The sequence below is a fragment of the Streptomyces sp. NPDC087263 genome, assembly GCF_044744645.1.
GTDB lineage: Bacteria > Actinomycetota > Actinomycetes > Streptomycetales > Streptomycetaceae > Streptomyces.
Genome location: NZ_JBIUYT010000002.1, coordinates 308,748 through 333,566, shown reverse-complemented (window position 1 = coordinate 333,566; position 24,819 = coordinate 308,748). Strand labels below are relative to the sequence as shown.

Genomic DNA, 24,819 nt, shown 5'->3' with positions numbered 1-24,819 from the left:
ACCCGGCGTCCCCCGAAGGGCTGGATTATGCGAGCCTTAAGGCAACCTTAAGTCTGCTGCGTGGGGGAGGCTCGGGATTGCCCTCAAATGGGTAGTCCCAGCAGGTCAGATGGGCTGCGGCGTGGTCCGAACTGACTGTGGCATATGCCGATCAGATGCCGTGGAATGGGAGGTTCCGGGGGGCGTATTCCTGCGGAACGGCCCCGAAGGGGGCTCTGGGCGGCCATGATGGGGGCATGGCGGGGCTGGAAGGTATCGAACCGCCGCGGCGGCACGGGAGTGCGACCGCGGCGCGCTGGACGCCTGCGGTCGAGGACGAACAGGCGCTCAGGGCAGTCGAGTTGTTCGGCAATCCGGTCGAGGCGGAGGTGCCGCTGCCGTCCCGCCCGGAGTCCGCGGCCACCGCGCGGCGGCTCACCCAGGTCGTCGTCCTGCGGCACTGGGGACTCTCGCCGAAGATGACGGAAGACGCCGTCTTATTGGTCTCCGAACTCGTCGGCAATGCCGTACGGCACACCGGCGCCCGTGTCTTCGGGCTCCGTATGCGCCGCCGCCGGGGGTGGATCCGTATCGAGATCCGCGACCCCTCACGCGGCCTTCCCTGTCTGATGCCGGTCCACGAAATGGACCTGAGCGGCCGTGGCCTCTTCCTTGTCGACAAGCTCTCCGACCGCTGGGGCGTCGACCTTCTGCCCCGCGGCAAGACCACCTGGTTCGAAATGCGTGTCGCCGACCGCTGACCCCGCCCGTCCCGACTGTGCGAAAGCCCCGACCGCTCAGCGAGCGACCGGGGCTCCGGGGCGCCGCGGAACGAATTGGGGTGTGAACCGCGACACCGGCGACAACCAAAGCCCGGGTCAATGGGTGGAGGTCGCACCGCCGACTATCGCAGACGTGGGTGACCGATCCACAGGCGCCTCGCGCCCTCCGTGCCCTGCCCGCGACCCGCCCCCCAATAGACGCAATCGCCACTTTTAACCGCAAATCGCCTTAAATGGTGCGGGTGACCAAGGTCGATCGCCCTCGCCAGCAACCCTCAGAAGGACGCTCCGCACGCGCGGCGCCTGACCGGCGGGTGGTGCTGCGTTCGGGCATCGCGCTCGCGGCCGGGACGGTCGGGGCGGGGACACTCGCGGCCGGATGCTCCGCGAGCGGGGTCGGCGCCGTGGCGCACCCGGCGGCCCATACCCGCAGCACACCCCCGGCAGCCCCCGCCCGCAGCGCACCTGCGGCCGCCGCCCCCGCGCCCCGCCGCTTCCCGGAGCAGCCCGTGGAGATCGTCCACGGCCCCCGCGCCCACCCCCGAGTCGCCCTCACCTTCCATGGCCAGGGCGACCCCGCCATCGCCAGGGCGGTCCTCGACGAGGCCGAGAAGGGCGGTGCCCACGTCACCGTGCTCGCCGTGGGGAGCTGGCTCGACGAGCACCCCGACCTGGCGCGCCGCATCCTCGACGGCGGCCACGACCTCGGCAACCACACCCTCCGGCACCTCGACATCAACGCGCTGTCCGAGGCGGAGGCGGACGCGGAGATCCGGGGCTGCGCGGAGCGGCTGCGCCGCCTGACCGGCTCCATCGGCACCTGGTTCCGGCCGTCCCGTACCGCCCACGCCTCCCCGCTCGTCGCACGCCTCGCCCGCGGCGCGGGCTATCCGCACGTCCTCTCCTACGACGTCGACCCGCTCGACTTCACCTCACCGGGCGCCCCCGCCGTCACTCAAAGGATCACCGGCGAGATCCGCAACGGATCTGTGGTGAGCCTGCACTTCGGGTACGCGGACACCGTCGCCGCGCTGCCCGCCGTCCTGGAAGACCTGAACCGCCGCGGCCTGCGCGCGGTCACCACCACGGAGCTGCTGAGCTGATGCACCGGAACCTTACGAAGCGCGCCCTGGTCGCGGGCGCCGCCCTGGCCGTCCTCGCCGCCTGCGGCACCCAGTCCGGGGACCACGCGAACGAGGCCCTCGGCACCAAGCGTGCCGCCGAGCCGGCCCCGGCCAGGAAACCGCCGGTCGCCCGGGGCCTGCCCGGCATGCCTCCCGTGCTCGACCCGACGGACGTCTACGCGGCCGACCGCCCGGGCAAGCTGTCCCCGGCGGTCAAGGACTTCCCCTCCCGCGTCTACGTCCCCAACACCGGGTCCGACACCGTCTCGGTCATCGACCCGAAGACGTACAAGGTCATCGACACCCTCCACGTCGGCCGCCAGCCCCAACACGTCGTCCCCTCCTGGGACATGAAGACGCTCTGGGTCAACAACAACCGCGGCCACACGCTCACCCCCATCGACCCGAAGACGGGGAAGGCGGGCAAGGAGGTCGAGGTGCACGACCCGTACAACCTCTACTTCACGCCCAACGGCAAATACGCCATCGTCATGGCCTCCCTCGACCGCGAACTGGTCTTCCGCGACGCACACACCATGAAGCGCATCAAGACCGAACCGGTCGGCTGCTACGGCGTCAACCACGCCGACTTCTCGGCCGACGGCCGCTACTTCATCGTCTCCTGCGAGTTCAGCGGCGAACTGCTCAAGGTCGACACCGAGAAGATGAAGGTGACCGGGCAGCAGAAGCTTCCGTTCGACGGCGCGATGCCGCAGGACGTCAAGCTCTCCCCCGACGGCAAGAAGTTCTACATCGCCGACATGATGGCCGACGGCATGTGGGTCCTGGACGGCGACAAGTTCACCGAGCCCACCCTCCTCCCCACCGGCAAGGGCTGCCACGGCCTGTACGTCAGCCGCGACTCGCGCGAGATGTACGTCTCCAACCGAGGCGAGGGTTCCGTCTCCGTCTTCGACTTCACCCGGAACAAGCTGACCAAGAAGTGGCATCTGCCCGACGGCGGCAGCCCCGACATGGGCGGCGTCTCGGCCGACGGCAAGGTCCTGTGGCTGTCCGGGCGTTACAACGCCGAGGTGTACGCCATCGACACCCGCACCGGCGTCCAGCTCGCCCGCATCCCGGTCGGCAGCGGCCCGCACGGCCTCGCCGTGTACCCGCAGCCGGGCCGCTACTCGCTCGGCCACACCGGCATCTTCCGCTGACCGAACGGCAGCCGTACGTGGGCCCGGTGCCCGGTGATCCGACGCCGAGGTTCAGTGCGCCGTGAGCAGCGCCTCCGCACCCACCGGAACGTAACCGGCCGCCTGGAACGCCCGCAGACTGCGGGCGTTCCCCGGCGACAGCTGGGCCCACACCGGCTCGCCCCCGGCCAGCTGCCGCGCCGCCGCGGCCAGCGCACGCCCCAGCCCCCGATGCCGTACGGCCTCGTCCACCTCCACCGCGGCCTCCAGCCGCCCGGCGACCCCACGCCCCAGGATGAGCACCCCACCGTCGGCCGCCCACACCCGTACCTCGTCGCGATGCCTGAGCGCGCGGGCGACCCGGTGGTGCTCGGGATCACGGATCTCGGTCAGCGCGAGCGGCGGCTGCCCCGGGAGCGGCGTGGCGACGGCGAGCAGGTCGATCGTGTCGTTCGAGCGTGCCGTCCGGTCCATGAACGCGGCGAGGAACCGCGGATTCATCGTCGCGGCGAGCGCGTCACAGTCGATCCGGTCCAGGGTGTCGCGCACCCACTCCTCGTCCTCGTCGGTGAAGACGACGGAGTGCGCGGTGAAGGCGAGGACCCCGGCGTCACGGTGGGAGTGCTGGCGTACGACGGTCGTGCCGCCGTCGGCCGGCGGGAAGACGCCCCGCGCCGCCGCGTCCAGAATGTCCCGCAGCGTGTCAGCCATGACCCCCGGTACCTCTCACTTGAGTCTCCACCCACTGGAAGGCCAAGACTCCCAGACATGATCGAAGACGGCACCGGACTGTTCACCATCGGCGAGCTCGCCCGGAGCACGGGTCTGACGGTGCGCACCATCCGTTACTGGTCCGACGAGGGCGCCCTGCCCCCGGTGGCCCGTTCGGCGGGTGGCTACCGGCTGTACGAGGCGGCCTCCGTGGCCCGTCTCCAACTGATCCGGACGCTACGGGAGTTGGGCCTTGGACTGAACGAGGTACGGCGTGTCCTGACGGGCGAGACCACGGTCGCGGAGGTCGCGGCCACGCATGTTGCCGCCCTGGACGCGCAGATCCGATCGCTGAAGGTGACCCGGGCGGTGCTGTCGACCGTGGCGCGACGCGGCTCGACCGCGGAGGAGATGACCCTGATGAACAAGCTGGCGCGGCTGTCGGCCGCCGAACGGAGTCGGATCGCCGACGACTTCATGGAGGAGACCTTCGCGGGCCTCGACAACGCGGACCCCGACATCCGCACCCGGATGCGGTTCGGAATCGCCGAGCTGCCCGAGGACCCCACGCCCGCACAGGTGGACGCATGGGTGGAACTGGCCGAACTGATGCAGGACCTGGGCTTCCGTGCACGAATGCGGAAGATGATCGAGTTCAACGCGGCGGACCGGGGACCGGAGGAGCCGGCCGGTACCTCCCTGTGGTTCATGAGCCGGCTGGTGCAGCTCGCGGTCGAGGCGCGGGAACGGGGCCTCGCCCCCGAGTCGGCCGAGGCCGAGGAGGTGCTGGCCGCGCTGCTGGGCAACGCCGACCGAGCCGTCGTACTGGAACGCATGGAGTCTGCCGCGCAGGTGGAGGTGGCCCGCTTCCGGGAGCTGAACGCGCTGGTCCGTGGCACGGAGCCGCTGTCCGCGCACCGCGAGGAGTTCGCCTGGGTGGTCGCCGCACTCCGCGCTCGGGCCGCCCGTTAATCTGACCTCCGTACACATGGCGGTAATGCACTACGAAGGGGCGGACCGGTGGCGGACATCGAGGAAGCACGCAAGCATTTCGAGCGGATCGACACGGACGGGGACGGGTTCATCACCGCTGCCGAGTTCAAGAGCGCCCTCGCCCAGGGCGGGGACTGGAACGTCACCGAGGCGGTGGCAGAGGCCGTGATCGCCAGCCGCGACCTCAACGGCGACAAGCTCCTGTCGTTCGAGGAGTTCTGGGCCCACCTGAACAAGTGAGCCAGGCGGGAGGGGCGTCGCCGTGCCGCGGGGGCGCCCCTCTGCCATGGGCAGCCGACCCGGGTCACTCGCTCGCCGTAGTTCTCGGAGCTCGCGGAATAGCGGGTTCGGTGCCCGGGGTTGATGATCTGCATCAGGAGCATCCACCCCAGAAGGGTCTGTCTCATGAAGATCGGCATCATCGGCGCGGGCCACATCGGCGGCAACCTCACCCGGCGTCTCACCACCCTCGGACATGAAGTCTCCGTCGCGAACTCCCGCGGCCCGGAGACCCTCGCCGGCCTGGCGGAGGAGACCGGGGCGACAGCCGTCAAGGTCGAGGACGCGGCGCGCGGAGCCGAGATCGTCGTGATCACGATCCCCGTGAAGGCGGTGCCGAACCTGCCCTCCGGACTGCTCGACGAGGCGGCGGACGGGGTCACCGTCATCGACACCGGCAACTACTACCCGCAGCAGCGCGACGGCAGGATCGCCGCCATCGAGGACGACGGCCTCACCGAGAGCCGCTGGACGGCCCAGCAGATCGGCCACCCCGTCATCAAGGCCTTCAACGGCATCTACGCCCAGAACCTCCTGGACCTCCCGCGCCCGGCGGGCGCCCCCGACCGCATCGCCCTCCCGGTCGCCGGCGACGACGACACCGCCAAGCGCGTCGTCCGCGCCCTCATCGACGAGCTCGGCTTCGACACCGTGGATGCCGGCGGCCTCGACGACTCCTGGCGCCAGCAGCCCGGCACCCCCGTGTACGGCCTCGCGGAGGACACGGCCGCGGTGACGAAGGCCCTGGCCGACGCGCCACCGGAGCGTTCGGCGGACTTCCGCGCCTGACGTCGCTCGGCCGGCGCAGGGGAGGGGCCGCACTGACTTCCCGTACTGCGGTGCTGTGGGTGGGCCGGGGCCGCGGGGGTCAGCCGGCCTTGGCCCACGTCCGCAGTGCTGCCTTGCTGCTGAAGTCGGCGACGTTCCTGTCCAGCGGATCGTCGGTGTACTGGTGGAACCGCCACTTCGCCGTGATGCGCGGGTGCCCCGCAGTGACGTAGTCGGCGATCCACAGACCGTCGCCGGCGTACGAGGTGGTGTCGACGTTGAGCCAGTAGTTCCTGTTGGCATAGAGGAGCACCCGGTGGTTCGGGCGGAGTTCCTTCACCTTGTGGATGAAGCGGTCCTTCTCGGCGTTGCTCGCGTGGGTGCCGTCGCCGGTCGTCTCCCAGTCGACGACGAGCAGGTCGCCCGCTTTCTCCGGGGCCTTGCTGAGGAAGTACTCGGCCTGGGCGGTGATGTTGCCGGGCCACAGGAAGTGGTAGAAGCCGACGACGCAGTCCGCGTCACGGGCCGTCTTCACCTGGGCGGTGAGTTTGGGGTTGACGTACGAACGGCCCTCCGTCGCCTTGATGAAGACGAAGGAGAGGCCGTCGGTGTCGTACGCGGAGGACTGGTAGGCGCTGACGTCGATGCCTCGCAGCATGTGGGGTCTCCGGGCGGTGGGGGACTGGAGGGGTTGAACTCCAGCGTTCCCCCTGAGCAGCCCGTCACCCCTTTTCACGCCGTCGCCGGTCCGCCGACCGGTACGGCGTCAACCCATCGGTGAGGTCTTAGCCGTCCACTTCGTACTGCCCGACCTCCAGGAAGTAGCGCATCTCTTCCGGGGTGCCCTCCAGTGCCTGCCCCGCCGCCGCGCGCAGGGCATCGCTGATGCCGGGACGGGCGAGGATCGTCGCGATGGCGACGCGATCGTCCTCGGCCTGGGCAAGTCGACGGCCGGTCTCCAGGAAGTAGGTCCTGTCCGCGGCGGTGCCGTCGAGGGCCTTGCCGGCTTCCCTGCGTACGGCCTTGCCGGTGGCGGGGTCGGCCAGAATCGTGGCGATGGCGACGGTGTTGTCCTCGTCCTGGGCGATCCAGCGGCCGGTCTCCAGGAAGTAGGTCCTGTCCGCGGCGGTGCCGTCGAGGGCCTTGCCGGCTTCCCTGCGTACGGCCTTGCCGGTGGCGGGGTCGGCCAGGATCCTGGCGATGGCGACAGCGTTGTCCTCATCGGTCGGTTCCGTCGCGACCGACGTGGTGACGGGTGCGGATGCCGATGCGGTGGCCGTCGCGAAGGACGGCGTGGAGAGCAGCAGGGCCGGGGCCAGCGCGCCCGCGGCCACGACGAGCGCCGCACGGGTCAGTCTCATGTTCTTGTCCCCCCATGGATGATGACTCACTGACTCACTGACTGTTCCTCGTCAGCGACGAGATCATTTCATGGGCGTAGCCCGTGCGACAGGCCCGCCTTCCCCGCCGAACCGCAGCAGGTGACGCCCTCAGCGATCACCCCGGCCAGCACCGACGACGCCTGGTCGGCCACTTGCGCACGAACAATGACCGGTTCGCGGAACTGTGGGACTCCGGCGCCGTCGGCCGACACGGGGCTGCGCACAAGACCGCCGAGCACCCGCAGGTGGGCGTCTTGACGCTGGACCGCGATGTGCTCAGCGTGGAAGGCAGTGATCTGCGCACATGATCTACACGGCCGAACCCGGCACCCAGGACGCCGAACGCCTGGCCCTCCTGTCCGTAGTGGGGACACAGCCAATGGTCGGATGAGCACCCTGCCCGGGCCACGGGCAGGCCGCCACCGAACAGGTCCTGTGGCAGGTCGTCCTCCGGGTTGCGCAACCGGTTCGCCCCCACCACCGGTACTGACAGGCCGAGCCGCCCCAGGACCTCGTGAGTCCGGTCCGGTCCATGACGTGGACACCCCCGGATCGCCGATATCACTGTCCGCACGCCGCTGACCAGCCCATTGGCCACCGTGTTCAGGTTGTGTTCAGGCTCGGGCGAGCCTTGGGCAACTCGGGTACCGGAAGCGCCAAAACTCTGGCAAAGGGGTCTGGGGCAAGCACGGGGCCCCGTGCCATCGTGCCTGCCATGACGACTGATCACCTCACTCACGACCGGCCTCCGCGCTTCGCGCGACACGCGGCGAGCAAGGTGCCGGAGGTGACCGTCTACTTCTGGATCATCAAGGTGCTGACGACCGGCATGGGCGAGACGGCCTCCGACTGGCTGGCCCACCTGTTCGGCCCGATCCCCGCGGTCGGCCTCGGCGGCATCGCCCTGGTGGCCGCCCTGACGGTGCAGTTCGCCGTCCGGCGGTACGTGGCCTGGATCTACTGGACCGCGATCGTCATGGTCAGTGTGTTCGGCACGATGGCCGCCGACGTCCTGCACGTCGGCCTCGGCGTGCCCTATGCGCTCTCGACCCCCTTCTTCATGGCCGCGCTGGCTGCCGTCTTCGCCCTCTGGTTCCGCAGCGAGGGCACCCTGTCCATTCACAGCGTGCACACCCGGCGCCGCGAGATCTTCTACTGGGCCGCCGTTCTGGCCACGTTCGCGCTGGGCACCGCCGCGGGCGACCTGACCGCCACGATCGGCTTCGGTTACCTGGGTTCCGCCGTCCTGTTCGCCGCCGCGATCTCCGTTCCGGCCGTCGCTCACCGCTGGGGCAGCCTGAACGCGGTCGCCGCTTTCTGGGCGGCGTACGTCATCACCCGCCCGCTCGGTGCCTCCGTCGCGGACTGGATGGCCGTCGGCCATGACCGGGGCGGGCTCGGCCTGGGTCTGGGGCCGGTCACGCTGTCCTGGACGGTGGCCATCCTCGGCTTCGTCGGCTATCTGGCCGTCTCGCGCAAGGACATCGGCCGCGATATGTCGTGACGTCCGGTACCGCCGGCGGGGCTGTCCGCCGCCGGGATCCGCGCGTTGCCCGGGCGCGAAGAGCCGTGAGGCGAACGGGGGCGGATGCCGGCCCCCAGACGCGGGCCGTCGAACGTGACCCTCAAGTTGCCTGGTGCGTCCAGGAGTTCAGGTGACGTGAGGCAGCGCGGGCATGAGTTCGGCGGTGCCCGGAGCGGTGAGCATGCCGCCCCGGGCGTCGTCCCGGCGGGGTGTCGCAGATGGTGCGCATGGACTCGGCGGTGGCGGCGCTCGGTGCACGTCGTACGTCCGTACGTAGTCCCCGGCGATGGCGACGATGCGCGATCGGCGGGAGCGTGTCGACCTCGATGCGTCAGGCCGGGCGGGGCCATCCGTGGTCGCTCAACCGGCCTACCTCGTAGCCCCGTTGCTCACAGGTGTCGAGGATGCGGGGGAGCGCCCCCAGGGCGGAGCGCCAGGCGCCCGGGGCGGACGTGCAGTCGGAGTCGTGGAGCAGGATGGTGCCGCCGCTGTCCAGGTCGGAGGTGACCGTGTGATGGACGGATGCCGGTGTGGCGCGGGCGGTCCAGTCCTCACCCCAGCAGGTCCACAGCACGGGGGTGAGACGGAGGCGGTGGGCCCCGAGATGGGCGGCGGTCGACATGACGCCGTACGGGGGCCGGAACAGGGTGGGTCGCAGTCCGGTGATGTCGGCGACGGTGTCACGGGCGCGGGCGAGGTCGTCGTACGTGGCGCGTGGGCCGCGTAGCAGCAGCGGGCGGTGCAGCCAGCCGTGGATGCCGATTTCGTGTCCCGCCGCGGCGATCTCGTGGACCAGGCCGGGCGAGCGGTGCGCCTCGCGGCCCAGCAAGAAGAAGGTCGCCCGGATTCGGCGCGCGGCCAGGAGGCGCAGGAAGTGCGGGGTGGACAGCGGGTCGGGTCCGTCGTCGAAGGTCAGGGCGATGTGGTCCGGGCGGCCCCGGCCCGAGAGACGGGGCATGGTGCGGTTGCGCAGTGGCCCGAAGGTGGAGACGGCGGGTGCGCAATGGGCGGCTGCGAGGGCGGGCAGGGCGGCGAGAGCGGCGGTACGGAGCAGCCGTGCGGCGGTCACGAGTGATGGCCCTCGGTGTGGGAGGGGAGGCCCGGGGGCGGGTTGTCCGCGTCGTCCGGGTCGAGACTGTGCCCGATGGCGTGGATCATGCCGGAGCCGTCGTACGCGGTGGCGATCCCCGTGCCTACGGCGCAGGCCCACACCGCGCATGCCACGGCGGCTGTGGCGAGGAGCCGGCGTGCCCCGCGGCGCCGTCGTCGAGCGGCGGGCCGGGCGGGCAGCGGAGGCGTACCCGCGTGGTGAACGCGCGCTATCTCCGCGGCGGGTCCGCCGTCGGGCTCGGCGGCGAAGAGGGCGAGGCCGACCGCGCGTTGGCTCAGTCCGAGCGAGCCGTCGATCAGGTCGCACAGCACGGACTTGAGGTCGGCCGGGTCACGGATCCAGACGGCCGCGCCGGCTTCCTCCAGAGCGGCGGCGTTGGTCAGACCGTGGCCCGGTATGCACCGGTAGCTCGCCACGGGCAGACCGGTGGCGAACGCCTCCAGGGAGCTGAGCCCGCCGGCGTTCTGGACCAGCACGTCGGCGGCGTGCATCAGGGCGGGCATGTCGTCGACCCAGCCATAGGCGTGTTCGATGCCGTCCGCTCGAAGCCGCTCGGCCAGCGTCTCGTTGCGGCCGCAGACGACCACGGGGACGGCGGCGCCGCAGTCGCGCAGTTCCAGGGCGACCTGCCGGACGGGGCCGACCCCCCAGGAGCCGGCCACGAGCAGCGCCAGCGGAGCGTTCTCCGGCAGCCCGAAGCGTGCCCGGGCCGCGTCGCGCTCCCGCGCGCTGCCGGGACGGAACCGCGGATCCACCACCGGGCCCCCCACCCTGACGTTCCGCGCTCCGGCGGCCCGCGCCTGGGCGGCGGGTACGGCGTGTGCGGCGAGGTGGACGTCGACACCGTCGGCCACCCACAGCGGGTGGACGGAGAAGTCGGTGAGATACGTGAGGACGGGCGCGGCCAGCCGCCCGCGCAGCCGGAGGTTGCCCAGGACACGGCTGGCCCCCGGGTACGTGGAGACGACCGCACCGGTGTCGGGGTGCAGGGCGCCCAGCATGCGCTCCTCGGCGGTTCGCAGCAGGACCGCGGCCAACGGCCCGCCACCGCCTGCGCGTTCCGTACTGCGGTAGACCCGCTGGTAGGCCCAGGGTGCCTGGACGAGCATGCGGTGGTAGCCGTCCCGGACGAGCCGTCCCAGGCGGGCCGGCAGCAGGTCCAGCAGGTCGAACCGGTCCACGACGAGGCCGTGGGCCGTGAGCCGGCGGGCCAGTTCGGCGGCGGCGCCGTCGTGGCCGGCGCCGATGCTCGCCGAGACGATCGCGACGCGTTCGGCCCGTGCCGTGGCCGGCACCGGATCGGGGTGCAGGGTGGCGGCCGCCAGGGCGCGCGGGTGTGCCGAACTTCCGAGGTGGGGCATGGGCTCGTTCCTCCGCAGGTGGAGTGGGCGGCCAGACTCTACAACATGTAGTAGGTAAACTCGTACAAGATGTAGTAGTTCCCGTGGTGGAGATTCCCCCGGCGTCCTACATGCCGTAGTAGGTCCGCCGGTAGGCTGGGGTGCCGAACGGGAAGGCGGGTGAACGATGGGTGACCGGACGAGCGGCGGGGCGACCGGCAGAAGGGCACGCGGGGAACTGGAAAGCGGCGTCCTCGCAGCCCTGTGGGCCGCGCACGAGCCGCTGACCGCACGGCAGGTCCTGGAGCGGCTGACCGGAGATCTCGCCTACACGACGGTGCTGACGATCCTGTCGCGCCTGCACGACAAGGGCATGCTCCTGCGGCATCAAGCCGGTCGCGGATACGCGTACGCGCCGGTCCGGGACGAGGCGTCCGACACCGCCGTACGGATGCACGGCCTGCTGGAGCGCGGCTCGGACCGGGAGGCGGTGCTCACCCGCTTCGTCAATGAACTCTCCCAACAGGACGAGCAGTTGCTGCACCGCCTGCTGGGCGAGCAGGGCGCCGGACGCAGCGACGACGGGCCGTGAACCGGTGACGATCAGCGTCTACATCCCTCTCCTTGTCACCGTGGTCCTCGCCATGCTCGCCCCCCGGGCGGCCCGGCGGCCGGCACCGCGGCCCGCGGCCTGGTCCCTGGCGTGCGCGGCGCTCGTGACGGCGACCGGCTGGCTCGGCTCACTGGCCCTGCTGGCCTTCACCGGGTTCGCGCAGATACCCGAGGTCGCCGAGGAGGGCCACTGGTCGGTGGCCGCTCTGCGCACCCAGGACCCGGTCTCCCTGGCCGTCGCGGCCCTCAGCGCCCTGACCCTGACGGCGGGGCTCGTATCGCTGGGCGTGGCGGCCGTCCGGCAGGGCCGACACGTCCTGTGGGCCCGCCGTGAATGCCACCGGGTGCCCGGCGACACAGAACTTGTGGTGCTCGACGACGAGGTCCCGCAGGCGTTCGCGCTTCCCGGCGCCCCCGGACGGATCGTGGTGTCCCGGGGAATGCTGCGCTGCCTCGGTGACGCGGAGCGCGAGGCACTCCTGGCGCATGAGCGGGCCCATCTGCGAAGCCGTCACCATCTCTTCCAGGCCGTGTGGAGACTCACCGCGGCCGTCAACCCGCTCCTGCGACCGCTGGCCGAGGCAGGCGGGTTCGTACTGGAGCGCTGGGCCGACGAGGAAGCCGCCGCCCACGTGGGAAGCCGTACGGTCGTGGCCCGCGCGGTCGGTCGGGCGGCGCTTGCCTCCGCCGGGGCGGGGCGCCCCGCTGCCCTGGCCGCGACCGGTGGCGAGGTGCCGCAGCGCGTGCAGGCCCTGCTGGCACCGCCTCCCGCGCGCCGCGCCCTGCCCTTTGTGGCGGGCGCCCTTCTGCTGACCCTGTGCTGTGCCAGCCTGGCCAACGCCGCGTCGGACAGCGAGAGCCTGGTCGACAGCGCGGAGCGGGCCCAGTGCGCCGCGGACGCCGGGGCGTCGGGCGCGGGGCATCCCGCGCCGCGGCCGGATGCCTGCTGCGACCACCGCGGGGGCGACGGAGACGGATGACGCCGCGGGTAGCCGCGTAGGGGCGCTGGGGAGCTATGGCGACTGTCGCTTCGGGTGACCCTTTGGCAGGTATGGCGGCTGCCGCTTCGGGTGACACCTTGGCAGGTATGGCGGCTGCCGCTTCGGGTGACACCTTGGCAGGTATGGCGGCTGCCGCTTCGGGTGACACCTTGGCAGGTATGGCGGCTGCCGCTTCGGGTGACCCCTCGGCAGCTACGGCACATGCCGCTTCGGGTGGCCGCTCGGCACTACGAGCCGGATGACCCAGGGCATCGCCAGGACGACGATCAGCAGCCGCAGGCTCTGCACGGTGGAGACCAGCGCCACATCGGCGTGGGAGGTGACCGCGGTGGCCAGGACCGCGTTGATGCCACCCGGGGTGGTCGCGAGATAGGCGTCGACCACGGGTGAGCCGGTGGCTTTCGCGAACACCCAGGCCATCCCCGCACAACCGAGGCAGACGGCCGCCGTCGCCGCCACGAGCGACGGCAGCAGCGAGCGGACACGTACGACGGTCGCGCGGGTGAAACGGACTCCCACGTCCAGGCCCACCAGGACGAAGACACCGTTCTGGAGGACCCCCGTCGGCGCGAAGCCCGGCAGGAGCCCGCTCATCGTCGCTGCGAGCGCCACCATCATGGGGCCGATGAGCACCGGCGTCGGCAGGCGAAGCCGGCGACCGGCGTGGGCGCCGCACACCGCCACGAGCGCGAGGACGACCAGGCCCGCGTCCTGGTCCGAGCCGGCAACCAGTGGCAGCAGCCGCCCGACCGGGTTCCCGCCACCCGGCGCCGTGGCCCCCGCGTCCGCCGGGGGCGACGCCAGCCAGCGGGCGACGAGCGGGGCGGTGGACGCCACCAGCCCGACCCGCAGGTACTGGGTGAAGGCGACGAGCCGGACGTCGGCTCCCAGCTCGTCGGCGCAGGTGACGATCGCGGCCGAGCCGCCGGGCGCCATCCCGAGAACCGCACTGGGACGGGTGATCCGGCCACGGCAGGCCAGGCACCAGGCGACCGTCACACTCAGGACGAGGGTGGCCACGGTCACCACGGTCAGGGGCAGTGCCAACGGCGCCGCCGCTGCCAGCGCGGCCGGTGTCAGATAACTGCCCATCAGCGCACCGGCCACCGCCTGGGACGAGCGGTTCGCGGCCTCCGGCAACCGGTCCCTGACCAGACCCGACAGGCTCAGGGCGGCGCCCACCAGCAAAGCCGCCAACAGGTACGGGGAAGGGAGGCCCAAGGCCGAGGCGGTGGCGCCCGCCAGGTAGCCACCTAAGACGATTATGGCCCAGCGACCTGCCGAGGTCCGGGCCGCGGCTCTGCCCGCCGGTGTCCCGAGCCCGGTGGCCGGCGGTGCGGAAGGGCCTGACGGATCGTGCTCTCGCCGTTCTCGCTGCTGGACCGGGTGAGGAGTCATGTCGTCGGCGCCTCTCGTGGGGGGAAAGGACGCTGTCCGCAGGATCGACCGCTAGTACGGACGCGCTGTCGGTAACTGTGCCCGGGGGTGCCTGTGCTGCTCCTGAGAGCACCTGAGAGGCAGCTGAGAGCCCTCCGGTCCGCCGTCTAGACTCAGGACCGGTGCATCGGGTGACCGCGTGGAGCCCGGCCGAGCAGGAGGAGTCGCCGGTGCGCGTGCTGGTGGTCGAGGACGAACCGCACATCGCCGGCGCCGTCGAACGGGTGCTGCGTGCCGAGGGATTCGGTGTCGACGTCGCCGAGGACGGCAAGAAGGGCCTGCTGCTCGCCCGGCGCAACGAATACGCCGTCATCGTCCTGGACCTCATGCTTCCGCTGCGGAACGGCTATGACGTGTGCCGCGCGCTGCGCGCGGCCGAGATCACCACACCGGTGCTGGTCCTCACGGCCAAGGACGGCGAGTACGACGAGGCGGACGCGCTGGACCTGGGCGCCGACGACTACCTCACCAAACCGTTCTCGTTCGTCGTGCTGCTCGCCCGGATCCGCGCGCTGCTGCGCCGCACCGCTCCGCAGCGGCTGCCCGTCCTGACCGCGGGCGACCTGTGGCTGGACCCCGGCGCACACCGGTGCGGTCGGGGTGAGAAGGAACTGCCGCTGACGCCGCGGGAGTTCGGTCTACTGGAGTACCTCCTGCGGCACGCCGACACCGTGGCGAGCAAGAGCGAGCTGCTCTCCGAGGTGTGGGACGCCTGGTTCGAGGGGGACCCGAACATCGTCGAGGTCTACATCGGTTACCTGCGCAGAAAGGTCGACGTCCCCTTCGGCCGCTCCGCCATCGAGACGGTGCGCGGGGTCGGCTACCGCCTGGACGGGAGGGGCGGATGACGGTCCTTCAGGCACGGTACCGGCCGGCCCTCGGCCGGATCCGTGCGCGGCTTCCGCGAGGATCGGCGGCGTTCGGGAAACTGACCCTGCGGCTCCGCGTGGCCCTCGTCGCCACCGCGATCGTCGCCGCCTCCCTGGGACTGGCGGGCGTCGGGCTGCTCCTCTGGCTCGAGCACTCCATGGTGAGCGGGCTCGACTCGACGGCACGGCAGCACGTCGACGACGTTGTCTCGCTCGTCGAGCGGGACCAGCTCCACACCATCATTCCGTCGAACGGCGCGGACGTGGACGTGACGGAGGTCCTCGACTCCTCGGGCCGCACGCTGGCCAGTTCGTACGTCGGCAGCGACCCTTCGGTGGCCGGGCACTTCCCGCACCCGCTGCCCGCCCCCCTGCGCGCGGGACACGCGATGACGCTGGAGGACCTGAGTATCGGGGACGGCGGCGACTTCCGGGTCGCCGTCCGGACGGCGAGCCTGCGAGGAGACGAGGTCACCGTCATCGCCGCCGTGTCACTCGGTCAGGCGGAGCGCACCGAACACACACTGACGATGGGTCTGGTGATCGGCTACCCGGCGCTCATCGTGCTGGTGGCCTGGACGGTGTGGCACACCGCGGGACGTACGCTGCGGCCGGTGGAGACGCTGCGACGCCACGCCATGGACATCAGCGACACGGATCTCCACCGCCGCCTGGGTCTGCCGGCGTCCCGCGACGAGATCCACGCCCTCGCGGTCACACTCAACGAGATGCTGGCGCGCCTGGAGGCGGCGTCCGTGACGCAGCGTCGGTTCGTCGCCGATGCCGCCCATGAACTGCGCAGTCCGCTGACCGCGATCCGGGCCCAGTTGGAGGTTCTGGTCCACTATCCGGATCCGGCACGGGACCGCCCGGTCACCGCGGCGCTGCTGGACGACGTCGAGCGACTGCACGACCTTGTGGAAGGGCTGCTCGCCCTGGCCCGCAGCGAGAACCCCGCACCGCGGTGGTCCCACGACGTCGTGGACCTGGACGAGGTGGTGCTGGGAGAGGTCAGACGTCGGCACGCGCTGGCCGGCGCCGGTATCGACGCGAGTTCGGTGTCCGCCGGGCGGGTCCGCGGCGATGCCGACGCCCTGCGCCGCGTGGTGGTCAACCTGCTCGACAACGCCCGCCGGCACGCCGCCGGCCGGATCCGGATCGAACTGGGCCGCCGGGAGGGGGAGATCGAGCTGACGGTCAGTGACGACGGGGCGGGTATCCCGGCCGCCGACCGGGAGCGGGTGTTCGAACGCTTCACGCGGCTGGACGAGGCCCGTTCCCGCGACACCGGTGGTTCCGGGCTCGGGCTCGCCATCGTCAGCCACGTAGTGGCCCACCACGGCGGATCCGTCACCGCGCACGCGGACCAGCCCCCGGGCGAGGGCGGCCTCGGAGGCGCGAGGATCCGCGTCCTCCTGCCCTCCGCGGAGGGCAACATCGACTGACCGCGGCCCCGGGCCACGGCTGTCCGCTACCGGTTCGCGTCATCGGCGAACCGCTGGGCATTTCGTCGGCGGACCTCGGGCCGAGCAGCCGACCTGTGGATCCAGGTTCCGGGCGTGCTGGGCGACCGCGATGTTCAAGTTGCGGCTCCTGCCGTGTGCGTCGCCGCGCCGCGCTCGACAAGCTGGGACTGGATTCCCTGCGATGTGTCGGGCTGAGTGAAGGCGTTGAGGTTGCCGTCGATCGCTACGGGCTGGGGCGCGACGAACTCGACGCCGAGGCCGCGAATGGCCTTCATGATGGTTGAGATGTCGTCGTCGATCTCGACGGCGATGTGTTCGCTGCGGGCCCTGTTGCCTTCGCCGGGACGGCGCTCGCGAGCCTCCGCGGAGGTGGGTTCGATCAGCTCGATGCGGCCGTCGCCGCACCGGTAGAACGCGGCTTTCACACTGCGTTCGGGCACCTCGCGTTCGAGTTCGAGTGTCAGGCCGAGGCCTTCCAGGAACTTCTTGGCACGGAAGAGGCCGTCGTCGACGACGCCGATGTGGCCGATGCGCTTGAGCACGGGGGAGTGCCTGCTAGGGGGTGCGGCTGGCGAGCGCCTGGGTGCGGCGTAGCTGAAGGGCCGTCAGGACCAGGATCGCGACGAGGAAGAGCCAGCTGGTGCGGTAGCCGGCGGTGACGACGAGGAGGCCGAAGAGCGGGGGCATGGCGGCGGCGATGATCTGGTTCAGGGTGATCGCGAAACTGATCGTGGAGGCCACCGCGTGCCGGGGTGCGATGTCGGCGACCTGGACGAGGTAGAGCGGGTACCAGCCGACGCTGAGCAGGCCGAGGACGGTGCAGAGGGCGTACGCGAGGACGCGCGGCGAACCGGGGGTCAGCAGTGCGAGGGCGGCCACGGGCGGCGCGGAGACGAGAAGGATCCACTGCAGGGAGCGCATCCGCCTGCCCGGCCAGAAGTGGTCGCTGATCCAGGCCAGGCCGATCCGGCCGCCGATCCCGGCCGCCTGTGCCACGGAGTACATGAACCCGGCCGTGACGATCGGGATCCGCAGATGGTCACTGAGGAAGATCAGGATCTGCGCCGAGAACACGTACTGCAGGGCAGCCAGGGCGAGACCGCTGATCAGCAGTGACCTGACGAGGCGGTCGCGTATGAGGCCCGAGGCGAGGCGGCGGATGTTCACCGGTGCCTTGCGGCCGACCGCGGCGGTGTCGCCGGCGCGCCAGTAGAAGGCCCCGAACACCACGCCGCCGAGAACGCCGGCCACGCCCTGGACGACCACCGCGGCCGTCCATCCGTGGTGCAGCGCGAGCGCGGGCAGGACCGCGCCGGCGAGGGCCGCGCCGATCGGCAGCCCGCTCTGCCGGATACCGGTGGCCATGCCCTGCAGTCCGGGCTCGAACCAGCGGGTGATGGCCCGCTGCCCGCCCGGCAGGATGCTTCCGTAGAAGGCACCCATCACCAGGATGAACAGCAGCAGCATCGGGTAACTCGGTCCACTGGCCGCGGCGATGAAGGCCGTGATGCCCATGGCGATCATCGTGAGGGAGACGACCCAGCGCTCTCCGTAGCGGTCGATGGCCCGTCCGAGGACGAGCATGGAGGCGATCGGCCCGGCCTGGACCGCGGTGGCGGCGAGAGCGGCCGTCGCGGCGGACAGCTGGTAGGTGTCCTTCCAGAACGGCATCAGGACACTGACACCGGAGTAGACGACGGAGCCGGTGGTCAGGGCAGTGACGGCGAGCCCGAGCACGGTCCACTTGTACGAGTCCCCCACCTGCGCGGGTGCCTCGCCGGGGACCGCCTCGTCCGCCGTCGCCGTGGTGGGGTCGGACCCCGTCACGAGCCGGCCTCCTGCTGCTGCCCGGAGGCCAGGTTCCCCAGGTGCGCCAGCAGGGGGATGTTCATCAGGTTCAGCAGCACCAGGTCCTCGGCCGAGGGGTTGGTGAAGTGGTGCCGCGACCAGGCCGGCACGAGCACGATGTCCCCGGGGTCCAGGTCGGTCGTATCACGTGGCCTCGGCGTGTGGGCCAGGGAGCTGCTGACGGACCGGCAGCAGGCGGTCCTGCGCTCCACCCGGTTCATCAGCCACAATTCGACCGGCGCGGACGCGGAGTTCTCACCGAGGCGGGTCGGTCGCTCTTCCAGGCCATGGAAACCGACGGCAAGGACGTCGTCCTCACGCCGGGCGGTCTGGTACCGGTCAACAGGGGCGATGAGGAAGCCGCTGTGGATGTCGCGAGCGTGACAGGGCTCCTGGCAGTCGTCGGCACGACCGGCCGGGTGGACGCGGTGGTCGGCGGCGGGGGACTGCTCCTCCTCCCGGCGCTGCTCTGTGGTCGGCAAACAACTCCCCCTGTCGTGCATCACGTTCGCCATTGCAACTCTCTTCAACGTACATCGACATCCCCCGAGCGCTGGCGGCGTTCATGATCGCTGTCACACGTTCTTCATACGACAGATCGAATGGCGTCCGATCACCCGAACGGCATCGACGACTTCGCACCCCGGGGGTGGGCACCCCGGAGACGCCGCCGGGCCGTAAGGAGGTCGGCGTGCCGTGGGGGAGACCTGGTTCAGTGCCGTGGCTGCGGCTGCGAGGGAGACCTTGAGAGGGTCGGGGGCCTACTTCCCTAGCACTCGATGATGTTCACCGCGAGCCCGCCCCGCGCCGTCTCCTTGTACTTGACGCTCATGTCCGCGCCCGTCTCCTTCATGGTCTTGATGACCTTGTCGAGGGAGACCTTGTGGGAGCCGTCGCCGCGCATGGCCATTTTCGCGGCTGTGACGGCCTTGACCGCGGCCATGCCGTTGCGCTCGATGCAGGGGATCTGGACGAGGCCGCCGACCGGGTCGCAGGTGAGGCCGAGGTTGTGTTCCATGCCGATCTCGGCGGCGTTCTCGACCTGCTCGGGGCTGCCGCCGAGGACCTCGGCGAAGGCGCCGGCGGCCATCGAGCAGGCCGAGCCGACCTCGCCCTGGCAGCCGACCTCGGCGCCGGAGATGGACGCGTTCTCCTTGAAGAGCATGCCGATGGCTCCGGCCGCGAGCAGGAAACGTACGACTCCCTCCTCGTCGGCGCCGGGCACGAAGTTGATGTAGTAGTGCAGGACCGCCGGGATGATGCCGGCCGCGCCGTTCGTCGGGGCCGTGACGACCCGGCCGCCCGCCGCGTTCTCCTCGTTCACCGCCATCGCGTAGAGGGTGATCCACTCCATGGCGTGGGCCAATGGGTCGCCCTCGGCGCGGAGTTGGCGCGCGGACATGGCCGCGCGGCGGCGGACCTTGAGACCGCCGGGCAGGATGCCCTCTCGGGACATGCCGCGCGAGGTGCATGTCTGCATGACGCGCCAGATCGCGAGGAGGCCCTCGCGGATCTCCTCCTCCGTCCGCCAGGCCCGCTCGTTCTCCAGCATCAGCGCGGAGATCGACAGACCGGTCTCGCGGGTCAGCCGCAGCAGCTCGTCGCCCGTACGGAAGGGGTACTTGAGGACCGTGTCGTCCAGCTTGATGCGGTCCTCGCCCACCGCGTCATCGTCGACCACGAAGCCGCCGCCGACCGAGTAGTACGTCTTCTCCAGCACGGGTTCGCCCGAGGCGCCGTACGCGAAGACCGTCATGCCGTTCGCGTGGTACGGCAGCGTCTTGCGGCGGTGCAGGATCAGGTCGTCGGAGAAGGAGAAGTCGATCTCGTGCTCACCCAGCAGCTTCAGGCGGCCCGCCGACCTGATCTCCTCGACCCGGCCGTCGGCTCCCTCCACGTCCACCGTCCGCGGTGAGGCGCCCTCCAGACCGAGCAGCACCGCCTTGGGGGTGCCGTGCCCGTGGCCGGTCGCGCCCAGGGAGCCGTACAGCTCGGCGCGTATCGACACCACCGAGTCCAGCACGGCCTCGTTGCGCAGGCGCCGGGCGAACATGCGTGCCGCGCGCATCGGGCCCACCGTGTGGGAGCTGGACGGGCCGATGCCGATCGAGAACAGGTCGAAGACCGAGATGGCCACGGGAACTCCTCAAAGCAGGCAGAACAGGGGTGGTGCAAGGGGCGGGCGCCGCCCACAGCTGTCATCCAGTGTGCGCGGCGCCCCGAAGAAACGTACGTTCCAGGCGAATCCGATGACGAAACGCAGGAAACGCGTGAAGCCGTACGAACTTCTACAGGCCGGGATACAGCGGGTGCTTGTCCGCCAGCGCGGACACCCGGGTCCTCAGTGAGTCCGCGTCGGCCGCCCCGAAGGGAGAGGGCGCCTTGAGGGCTTCCGCGATGATGTCCGCGACCTCGGCGAAGTCCTCGGTCGTGAAGCCGCGGGTCGCCAGGGCCGGCGTACCGATACGGAGACCCGAGGTCACCATCGGCGGACGCGGGTCGTTCGGGACGGCGTTGCGGTTGACCGTGATGCCGACCTCGTGAAGACGGTCCTCGGCCTGCTGTCCGTCGAGCTCGGAGTTGCGCAGGTCGACCAGGACGAGGTGCACGTCCGTGCCGCCGGAGAGCACCGAGACACCGGCCGACGTCAAGTCGTCCTGGACCAGCCGCTCCGCCAGGATCCGCGCACCGTCAAGGGTCCGCTGCTGGCGCTCCTTGAACTCGTCCGTCGCGGCGACCTTGAAGGAGACGGCCTTGGCGGCGATCACATGCTCCAGCGGACCGCCCTGCTGGCCCGGGAAGACCGCCGAGTTGATCTTCTTGGCGAGCTCGGCCGTGGACAGGATCACGCCACCGCGCGGGCCGCCCAGCGTCTTGTGGGTGGTGGTCGTGACGACATGGGCGTGCGGTACGGGGTTGGGGTGCAGGCCCGCCGCCACCAGACCGGCGAAGTGCGCCATGTCGACCATCAGGTACGCGCCGACCTCGTCCGCGATCCGGCGGAACTCGGCGAAGTCGAGCTGACGCGGGTACGCCGACCAGCCGGCCACGATCAGCTTCGGCTGGGACTCCCTGGCGAGCTTCTCGACCTCGGCCATGTCGACCTGGCCGGTGGCGTCGTCCACGTGGTAGGCGACCACGTTGTAGAGCTTGCCGGAGAAGTTGATCTTCATGCCGTGGGTCAGGTGCCCGCCGTGCGCGAGGTTCAGACCCATGATCGTGTCGCCCGGCTTGATCAGCGCGAACATCGCGGCCGCGTTGGCCTGGGCGCCCGAGTGGGGCTGCACGTTGGCGTGCTCGGCACCGAAGAGCGCCTTGACGCGGTCGATGGCGATCTGCTCGATGACATCGACGTGCTCACAGCCGCCGTAGTAGCGGCGGCCGGGGTAGCCCTCGGCGTACTTGTTGGTCAGGACCGAGCCCTGGGCCTCCATGACCGCGACCGGAGCGAAGTTCTCCGAGGCGATCATCTCGAGGGTGGACTGCTGGCGGAGCAGCTCGGCGTCGACGGCGGCGGCGACGTCGGGGTCGAGTTCGTGGAGAGAGGTGTTCAGAAGCGACTTGGGTTCAGACATGGGGCTACGACTCCTCAGCCGGCGGTGAAAGCGGTGTACTCGTCGGCGGAGAGCAGGTCGTCCGGCTCGTCCGCGATGCGCACCTTGAACAGCCAGCCGCCGTCGAAGGGGGCCGAGTTGACCAGGGCGGGGTCGTCCACCACGTCCTGGTTGAACTCCACGATCTCGCCGGTGACCGGCGCGTACAGGTCGCTCACCGACTTGGTCGACTCCAGCTCACCGCAGGACTCGCCCGCGGTCACCGTGTCACCGACCTCCGGAAGCTGGGCGTAGACGACATCGCCGAGCGCGTTGGCCGCGAACTCGGTGATGCCGACCGTCGAGACGCCGTCCTCGGCGACCGACAGCCACTCGTGCTCCTTGCTGTAGCGCAGCTGCTGGGGGTTGCTCATGTCCTGAATTCTCCTGTACGCGGGGGAGTGCTGATGACGGGGGGAGGGGTGATGAGCTGGGCGGATGTGTGCCCGGTGGCACGTCCGGCGAGTACGGTCGGGCTGGATACCCGATATGTGCCCAGGTGTCGCTTCTGTCGACCGTGGAGCCCGAAGCCCGGCCCGTGGGCCAGTCTCACTTCTGGCGCTTGTAGAACGGCAGCGCCACGACCTCGTACGGCTCGTGGCTGCCCCGGATGTCCACACCGACTCCGGCGGTACCCGGAGCGGAGTGCGCGGCGTCGACGTAGGCCATCGCGATCGGCTTGCCCAGCGTCGGGGACGGGGCGCCCGAGGTGACCTCGCCGACGACCTTGCCGTCGGCGACGACGGCGTACCCGGCGCGCGGGACGCGACGGCCCTCGGCGATCAGACCGACGAGCACCCGCGGAGGGTTCTCGACAGCCGCCGCGGCGGCTTCGGAGAGCGCCTCGCGCCCCACGAAGTCGCCCTCCTTCTCGAACTTCACGACCCGGCCGAGGCCGGCGTCGAAGGGGGTGAGCGAGGTGCTCAGTTCATGCCCGTACAGCGGCATGCCCGCCTCCAGGCGCAGGGTGTCCCGGCAGGACAGACCGCACGGGATGAGCCCGTACGGGGCGCCCGCCTCGGTCAGCGCCTGCCACACCTGCTCGGCGTCGCCGGGGGAGACGAACAGCTCGAAGCCGTCCTCGCCGGTGTAGCCGGTGCGGGCGATGAGGGCGGGGACGCCCGCGACCGTGCCGGGCAGACCCGCGTAGTACTTCAGGCCGTCGAGGTCGGCGTCGGTGAGGGACTTGAGGATGCCGGGGGACTCCGGGCCCTGAACGGCGATCAGCGCGTACGCGTCACGGTCGTCCCGCACGACGGCGTCGAAGCCCGCCGAACGCTCCACGAGGGCGTCCAGCACGACCTGGGCGTTGGAGGCGTTGGCGACAACCATGTACTCGTGTTCCTGAAGGCGGTACACGATCAGGTCGTCGAGGATGCCACCGTCCGCCCGGCAGATCATCGTGTAGCGGGCGCGGCCGACACCGACCGAGGCGATGTTGCCGACCAGCGCGTGGTTGAGGAGAGCGGCGGCCTGGGGCCCGCTGACCGTGATCTCTCCCATATGCGAGAGGTCGAAGAGACCGGCCTTCGTACGGACGGCGAGGTGCTCGTCGCGTTCGGAGCCGTAGCGCAGGGGCATGTCCCAGCCCGCGAAGTCGGTCATCGTCGCGCCGAGCGAGCGATGCAGGGCATCGAGGGCGGTGTGACGGGGTGCGTTGCTGCTCATCGGTGGGGCTCCCAAGGCATGACGGCGAGGTCGTTCCTCCCCATCTGTCATCGGAACCTGAGAGGTTCATCACGACCCCGCGAAACGGAGGTCATGACTTGCACCTTGGGTGGGGCCACTGGTCGGCGGCCCGCTTTTCAGATGTGCCTCGCCCGCGCGGTACGGGGCCTGAGAGATTCAAGGGAGGGACTTGCTCCTTCGGCGCCCGGGGCGACGTGCCCCGGAACTCTCCCGCGCGGATTCAAGCGGCCGGTATGCAGTTGGCGCGCACATCATTGCACGCATCCCGGGGACACGGGAGGGGCACCTTCGAACGCCCCCGCACAGCGACCCACAGTGACTCGCGGCGCCTTACAGTGACATCCTGAAGCGACCTGTAACCAGCCTGTGGCAGTCCGATTACGGAAACAGGAAGCACCGCGCATTACCTTCTCTTTACACTCGGCGGGGATGGGTCTCCAGACCCATGGGGAGGACGGTCACGGTGAACAGGACCACGGCGTACGCGACGACGGCGGGCCTCGCGCTGCCCAAGCAGCCCGGTGCCCCGGCCCGGGAGGTGTGCCACCCGCTCCCGACGGCTGTCGTCCGCGACCTCAGGGACCGCGCGGGACACAGCCCGCACGGCCTGCACTTCGGCAGTTCCGACGTCGTCGTGGTCACCGGACTCCCCGGCAGCGGTAAGTCGACCCTGATGCGCCGCGCCGTCTCGGGCCCGCGCGTCGACTCGCAGGACACCCGCGACCGCTGGGACGGATGGACGTCCCGCTGGCTCCCGTACGCGGTCTACCGCCCCCTCGTCCGCCTCGCCCACTACACGGGCCTGCACCGCGCGTTGCGCTCCGGCGCCGGAGTCGTCGTACACGACTGCGGTACGCAGGCCTGGGTCCGCCGCTGGCTCGCGCGCGAGGCCCGCCGCCGCGGCGGCGCGCTGCACCTGCTGCTGCTCGACGTCACACCGGGCACGGCGCTCGACGGTCAGCGCGAGCGCGGCCGCGGCGTCTCGCGGTACGCGTTCACCCGCCACCGCGGCGCGATCGCCCGGCTGCTGCGCTCCGTCGAGAAGGGCGACCTGCCGGAGGGCTGTGGTTCCGCGGTGCTCGTCGACCGCGACGCGGCGGACGTGCTGCGCCGGATCGACTTCGGTGGCTGAGAGGGGCGGGGGGAGTGGCTGGGAACCGCCGAAGCG

At 70.8% G+C, this 24,819-nt stretch carries 25 protein-coding genes, 1 pseudogene and 1 riboswitch; of the genes and pseudogenes, 13 read left to right on the top strand and 13 right to left on the bottom strand.

Features of this window, described 5'->3' with window-relative positions; all coding sequences use genetic code 11:
• The first annotated feature begins 131 nt into the window (after window positions 1-131).
• The 3 genes from ACIPC1_RS06740 (at window position 132) to ACIPC1_RS06730 (ending at window position 3,048) form a co-directional block, all read left to right on the top strand.
• The gene (locus tag ACIPC1_RS06740; protein WP_402514826.1) at window positions 132-740 is read left to right on the top strand and encodes an ATP-binding protein; all 609 of its coding nucleotides are present in this window, start codon (window positions 132-134) and stop codon (window positions 738-740) included.
• A gap of 254 nt (window positions 741-994) precedes the next feature.
• Window positions 995-1,864: a polysaccharide deacetylase family protein gene (locus tag ACIPC1_RS06735; RefSeq protein ID WP_402513915.1), complete on the top strand. Its 870-nt coding sequence runs from the start codon at window positions 995-997 to the stop codon at window positions 1,862-1,864.
• Complete coding sequence (locus tag ACIPC1_RS06730; RefSeq protein ID WP_402513912.1) at window positions 1,864-3,048, top strand: YncE family protein; 1,185 nt, start codon at window positions 1,864-1,866, stop codon at window positions 3,046-3,048. Before ACIPC1_RS06735 ends, ACIPC1_RS06730 begins: the two co-directional genes overlap by 1 nt.
• 51 nt (window positions 3,049-3,099) lie before the next feature.
• Here the strand turns inward: ACIPC1_RS06730 and ACIPC1_RS06725 are convergent, their stop codons facing one another.
• Window positions 3,100-3,738, bottom strand: a complete 639-nt coding sequence (locus tag ACIPC1_RS06725) for a GNAT family N-acetyltransferase (protein WP_402513911.1) — start codon at window positions 3,736-3,738, stop codon at window positions 3,100-3,102.
• Between the two features lie 57 nt (window positions 3,739-3,795).
• Here ACIPC1_RS06725 and ACIPC1_RS06720 point away from each other — a divergent pair, with 57 nt between their 5' ends.
• The 3 genes from ACIPC1_RS06720 (at window position 3,796) to ACIPC1_RS06710 (ending at window position 5,799) form a co-directional block, all read left to right on the top strand.
• Window positions 3,796-4,710: a MerR family transcriptional regulator gene (locus tag ACIPC1_RS06720; RefSeq protein ID WP_402513909.1), complete on the top strand. Its 915-nt coding sequence runs from the start codon at window positions 3,796-3,798 to the stop codon at window positions 4,708-4,710.
• A gap of 48 nt (window positions 4,711-4,758) precedes the next feature.
• Window positions 4,759-4,971, top strand: a complete 213-nt coding sequence (locus ACIPC1_RS06715) for an EF-hand domain-containing protein (protein ID WP_384384411.1) — start codon at window positions 4,759-4,761, stop codon at window positions 4,969-4,971.
• 165 nt (window positions 4,972-5,136) lie between these two features.
• The gene (locus ACIPC1_RS06710; RefSeq protein ID WP_402513906.1) at window positions 5,137-5,799 is read left to right on the top strand and encodes an NADPH-dependent F420 reductase; all 663 of its coding nucleotides are present in this window, start codon (window positions 5,137-5,139) and stop codon (window positions 5,797-5,799) included.
• A 79-nt stretch (window positions 5,800-5,878) separates the two neighbouring features.
• Here ACIPC1_RS06710 and ACIPC1_RS06705 read toward each other — a convergent pair whose 3' ends face one another.
• Window positions 5,879-6,436, bottom strand: coding sequence for a glycoside hydrolase family 25 protein (locus ACIPC1_RS06705; protein ID WP_402513904.1), 558 nt, complete (start codon window positions 6,434-6,436; stop codon window positions 5,879-5,881).
• Window positions 6,437-6,563: 127 nt separating this feature from the next.
• The gene (locus tag ACIPC1_RS06700) at window positions 6,564-7,139 is read right to left on the bottom strand and encodes an ALF repeat-containing protein (protein ID WP_402513902.1); all 576 of its coding nucleotides are present in this window, start codon (window positions 7,137-7,139) and stop codon (window positions 6,564-6,566) included.
• A gap of 155 nt (window positions 7,140-7,294) precedes the next feature.
• Here ACIPC1_RS06700 and ACIPC1_RS06695 point away from each other — a divergent pair.
• Both ACIPC1_RS06695 and ACIPC1_RS06690 read left to right on the top strand, forming a co-directional pair.
• Window positions 7,295-7,551: pseudogene (locus tag ACIPC1_RS06695) on the top strand (transcriptional regulator); the annotation flags it as partial.
• Between the two features lie 324 nt (window positions 7,552-7,875).
• Entirely contained in the window at window positions 7,876-8,664 is a 789-nt protein-coding gene (locus ACIPC1_RS06690) for a hypothetical protein (protein ID WP_402513899.1), read from the top strand.
• Window positions 8,665-9,016: 352 nt separating this feature from the next.
• Here the strand turns inward: ACIPC1_RS06690 and ACIPC1_RS06685 are convergent, their stop codons facing one another.
• Entirely contained in the window at window positions 9,017-9,754 is a 738-nt protein-coding gene (locus ACIPC1_RS06685; RefSeq protein ID WP_402513897.1) for a polysaccharide deacetylase family protein, read from the bottom strand.
• Window positions 9,751-11,157, bottom strand: coding sequence for a glycosyltransferase (locus ACIPC1_RS06680; RefSeq protein WP_402513895.1), 1,407 nt, complete (start codon window positions 11,155-11,157; stop codon window positions 9,751-9,753). Before ACIPC1_RS06680 ends, ACIPC1_RS06685 begins: the two co-directional genes overlap by 4 nt.
• Window positions 11,158-11,323: 166 nt before the next feature.
• Here ACIPC1_RS06680 and ACIPC1_RS06675 point away from each other — a divergent pair, with 166 nt between their 5' ends.
• Window positions 11,324-11,728, top strand: coding sequence for a BlaI/MecI/CopY family transcriptional regulator (locus ACIPC1_RS06675; protein WP_402513893.1), 405 nt, complete (start codon window positions 11,324-11,326; stop codon window positions 11,726-11,728).
• A gap of 4 nt (window positions 11,729-11,732) precedes the next feature.
• On the top strand, window positions 11,733-12,728 hold the full coding sequence (locus ACIPC1_RS06670) for a M56 family metallopeptidase (RefSeq protein WP_402513890.1): 996 nt from the start codon (window positions 11,733-11,735) through the stop codon (window positions 12,726-12,728).
• Window positions 12,729-12,941: 213 nt separating this feature from the next.
• Here ACIPC1_RS06670 and ACIPC1_RS06665 read toward each other — a convergent pair whose 3' ends face one another.
• Window positions 12,942-14,147, bottom strand: a complete 1,206-nt coding sequence (locus tag ACIPC1_RS06665) for an AbrB family transcriptional regulator (protein ID WP_402513887.1) — start codon at window positions 14,145-14,147, stop codon at window positions 12,942-12,944.
• 209 nt (window positions 14,148-14,356) lie between these two features.
• Between ACIPC1_RS06665 and ACIPC1_RS06660 the strand changes: the two genes are divergently transcribed.
• A complete protein-coding gene (locus tag ACIPC1_RS06660) occupies window positions 14,357-15,034 on the top strand; it encodes a response regulator transcription factor (RefSeq protein ID WP_402514824.1) in 678 nt (225 codons plus the stop codon).
• Window positions 15,031-16,500 (top strand): sensor histidine kinase, encoded by a 1,470-nt coding sequence (locus ACIPC1_RS06655; RefSeq protein ID WP_402513884.1) that lies wholly within the window; start codon window positions 15,031-15,033, stop codon window positions 16,498-16,500. The genes ACIPC1_RS06660 and ACIPC1_RS06655 overlap by 4 nt, the downstream gene beginning before the upstream one ends.
• Window positions 16,501-16,634: 134 nt before the next feature.
• On the opposite strand, the gene ACIPC1_RS06650 is transcribed toward ACIPC1_RS06655, so the two are convergent.
• From ACIPC1_RS06650 to gcvT, 7 genes are all read right to left on the bottom strand, one after another.
• Window positions 16,635-17,063 carry a VOC family protein gene (locus ACIPC1_RS06650; RefSeq protein ID WP_402513881.1) on the bottom strand — a complete coding sequence of 143 codons (429 nt, stop codon included), beginning with the start codon at window positions 17,061-17,063 and terminating at the stop codon, window positions 16,635-16,637.
• Between the two features lie 13 nt (window positions 17,064-17,076).
• The gene (locus ACIPC1_RS06645) at window positions 17,077-18,348 is read right to left on the bottom strand and encodes an MFS transporter (RefSeq protein ID WP_402513879.1); all 1,272 of its coding nucleotides are present in this window, start codon (window positions 18,346-18,348) and stop codon (window positions 17,077-17,079) included.
• Complete coding sequence (locus ACIPC1_RS06640) at window positions 18,345-18,851, bottom strand: cupin domain-containing protein (protein ID WP_402513876.1); 507 nt, start codon at window positions 18,849-18,851, stop codon at window positions 18,345-18,347. The genes ACIPC1_RS06645 and ACIPC1_RS06640 overlap by 4 nt, the downstream gene beginning before the upstream one ends.
• Before the next feature lie 287 nt (window positions 18,852-19,138).
• Window positions 19,139-20,506, bottom strand: coding sequence for an L-serine ammonia-lyase (locus ACIPC1_RS06635; RefSeq protein ID WP_402513874.1), 1,368 nt, complete (start codon window positions 20,504-20,506; stop codon window positions 19,139-19,141).
• Window positions 20,507-20,657: 151 nt separating this feature from the next.
• The gene (glyA, locus tag ACIPC1_RS06630) at window positions 20,658-21,944 is read right to left on the bottom strand and encodes a serine hydroxymethyltransferase (protein WP_402513872.1); all 1,287 of its coding nucleotides are present in this window, start codon (window positions 21,942-21,944) and stop codon (window positions 20,658-20,660) included.
• 14 nt (window positions 21,945-21,958) lie between these two features.
• The gene (gcvH, locus tag ACIPC1_RS06625; RefSeq protein ID WP_384384346.1) at window positions 21,959-22,336 is read right to left on the bottom strand and encodes a glycine cleavage system protein GcvH; all 378 of its coding nucleotides are present in this window, start codon (window positions 22,334-22,336) and stop codon (window positions 21,959-21,961) included.
• Between the two features lie 175 nt (window positions 22,337-22,511).
• Window positions 22,512-23,630: a glycine cleavage system aminomethyltransferase GcvT gene (gene gcvT, locus ACIPC1_RS06620; protein ID WP_402513869.1), complete on the bottom strand. Its 1,119-nt coding sequence runs from the start codon at window positions 23,628-23,630 to the stop codon at window positions 22,512-22,514.
• A 147-nt stretch (window positions 23,631-23,777) separates the two neighbouring features.
• A riboswitch (glycine riboswitch) is annotated at window positions 23,778-23,874 on the bottom strand.
• A gap of 222 nt (window positions 23,875-24,096) precedes the next feature.
• Here gcvT and ACIPC1_RS06615 point away from each other — a divergent pair.
• Window positions 24,097-24,783, top strand: coding sequence for an AAA family ATPase (locus ACIPC1_RS06615; protein WP_402513867.1), 687 nt, complete (start codon window positions 24,097-24,099; stop codon window positions 24,781-24,783).
• Window positions 24,784-24,819 lie beyond the last annotated feature (36 nt).

Bases quoted from the DNA above. Each gene is read 5' to 3' on its own strand.
- glyA (WP_402513872.1), bottom strand. From the start codon at position 21,944: ATGTCTGAACCCAAGTCGCTTCTGAACACCTCTCTCCACGAACTCGAC.
- ACIPC1_RS06710 (WP_402513906.1), top strand. From the start codon at position 5,137: ATGAAGATCGGCATCATCGGCGCGGGCCACATCGGCGGCAACCTCACC.
- ACIPC1_RS06680 (WP_402513895.1), bottom strand. From the start codon at position 11,157: ATGCCCCACCTCGGAAGTTCGGCACACCCGCGCGCCCTGGCGGCCGCC.
- ACIPC1_RS06700 (WP_402513902.1), bottom strand. From the start codon at position 7,139: ATGAGACTGACCCGTGCGGCGCTCGTCGTGGCCGCGGGCGCGCTGGCC.
- ACIPC1_RS06675 (WP_402513893.1), top strand. From the start codon at position 11,324: ATGGGTGACCGGACGAGCGGCGGGGCGACCGGCAGAAGGGCACGCGGG.
- ACIPC1_RS06665 (WP_402513887.1), bottom strand. From the start codon at position 14,147: ATGACTCCTCACCCGGTCCAGCAGCGAGAACGGCGAGAGCACGATCCG.
- ACIPC1_RS06690 (WP_402513899.1), top strand. From the start codon at position 7,876: ATGACGACTGATCACCTCACTCACGACCGGCCTCCGCGCTTCGCGCGA.
- ACIPC1_RS06725 (WP_402513911.1), bottom strand. From the start codon at position 3,738: ATGGCTGACACGCTGCGGGACATTCTGGACGCGGCGGCGCGGGGCGTC.
- ACIPC1_RS06655 (WP_402513884.1), top strand. From the start codon at position 15,031: ATGACGGTCCTTCAGGCACGGTACCGGCCGGCCCTCGGCCGGATCCGT.
- gcvT (WP_402513869.1), bottom strand. From the start codon at position 23,630: ATGAGCAGCAACGCACCCCGTCACACCGCCCTCGATGCCCTGCATCGC.
- ACIPC1_RS06720 (WP_402513909.1), top strand. From the start codon at position 3,796: ATGATCGAAGACGGCACCGGACTGTTCACCATCGGCGAGCTCGCCCGG.
- ACIPC1_RS06730 (WP_402513912.1), top strand. From the start codon at position 1,864: ATGCACCGGAACCTTACGAAGCGCGCCCTGGTCGCGGGCGCCGCCCTG.
- ACIPC1_RS06705 (WP_402513904.1), bottom strand. From the start codon at position 6,436: ATGCTGCGAGGCATCGACGTCAGCGCCTACCAGTCCTCCGCGTACGAC.
- ACIPC1_RS06615 (WP_402513867.1), top strand. From the start codon at position 24,097: ATGGGGAGGACGGTCACGGTGAACAGGACCACGGCGTACGCGACGACG.
- gcvH (WP_384384346.1), bottom strand. From the start codon at position 22,336: ATGAGCAACCCCCAGCAGCTGCGCTACAGCAAGGAGCACGAGTGGCTG.
- ACIPC1_RS06735 (WP_402513915.1), top strand. From the start codon at position 995: ATGGTGCGGGTGACCAAGGTCGATCGCCCTCGCCAGCAACCCTCAGAA.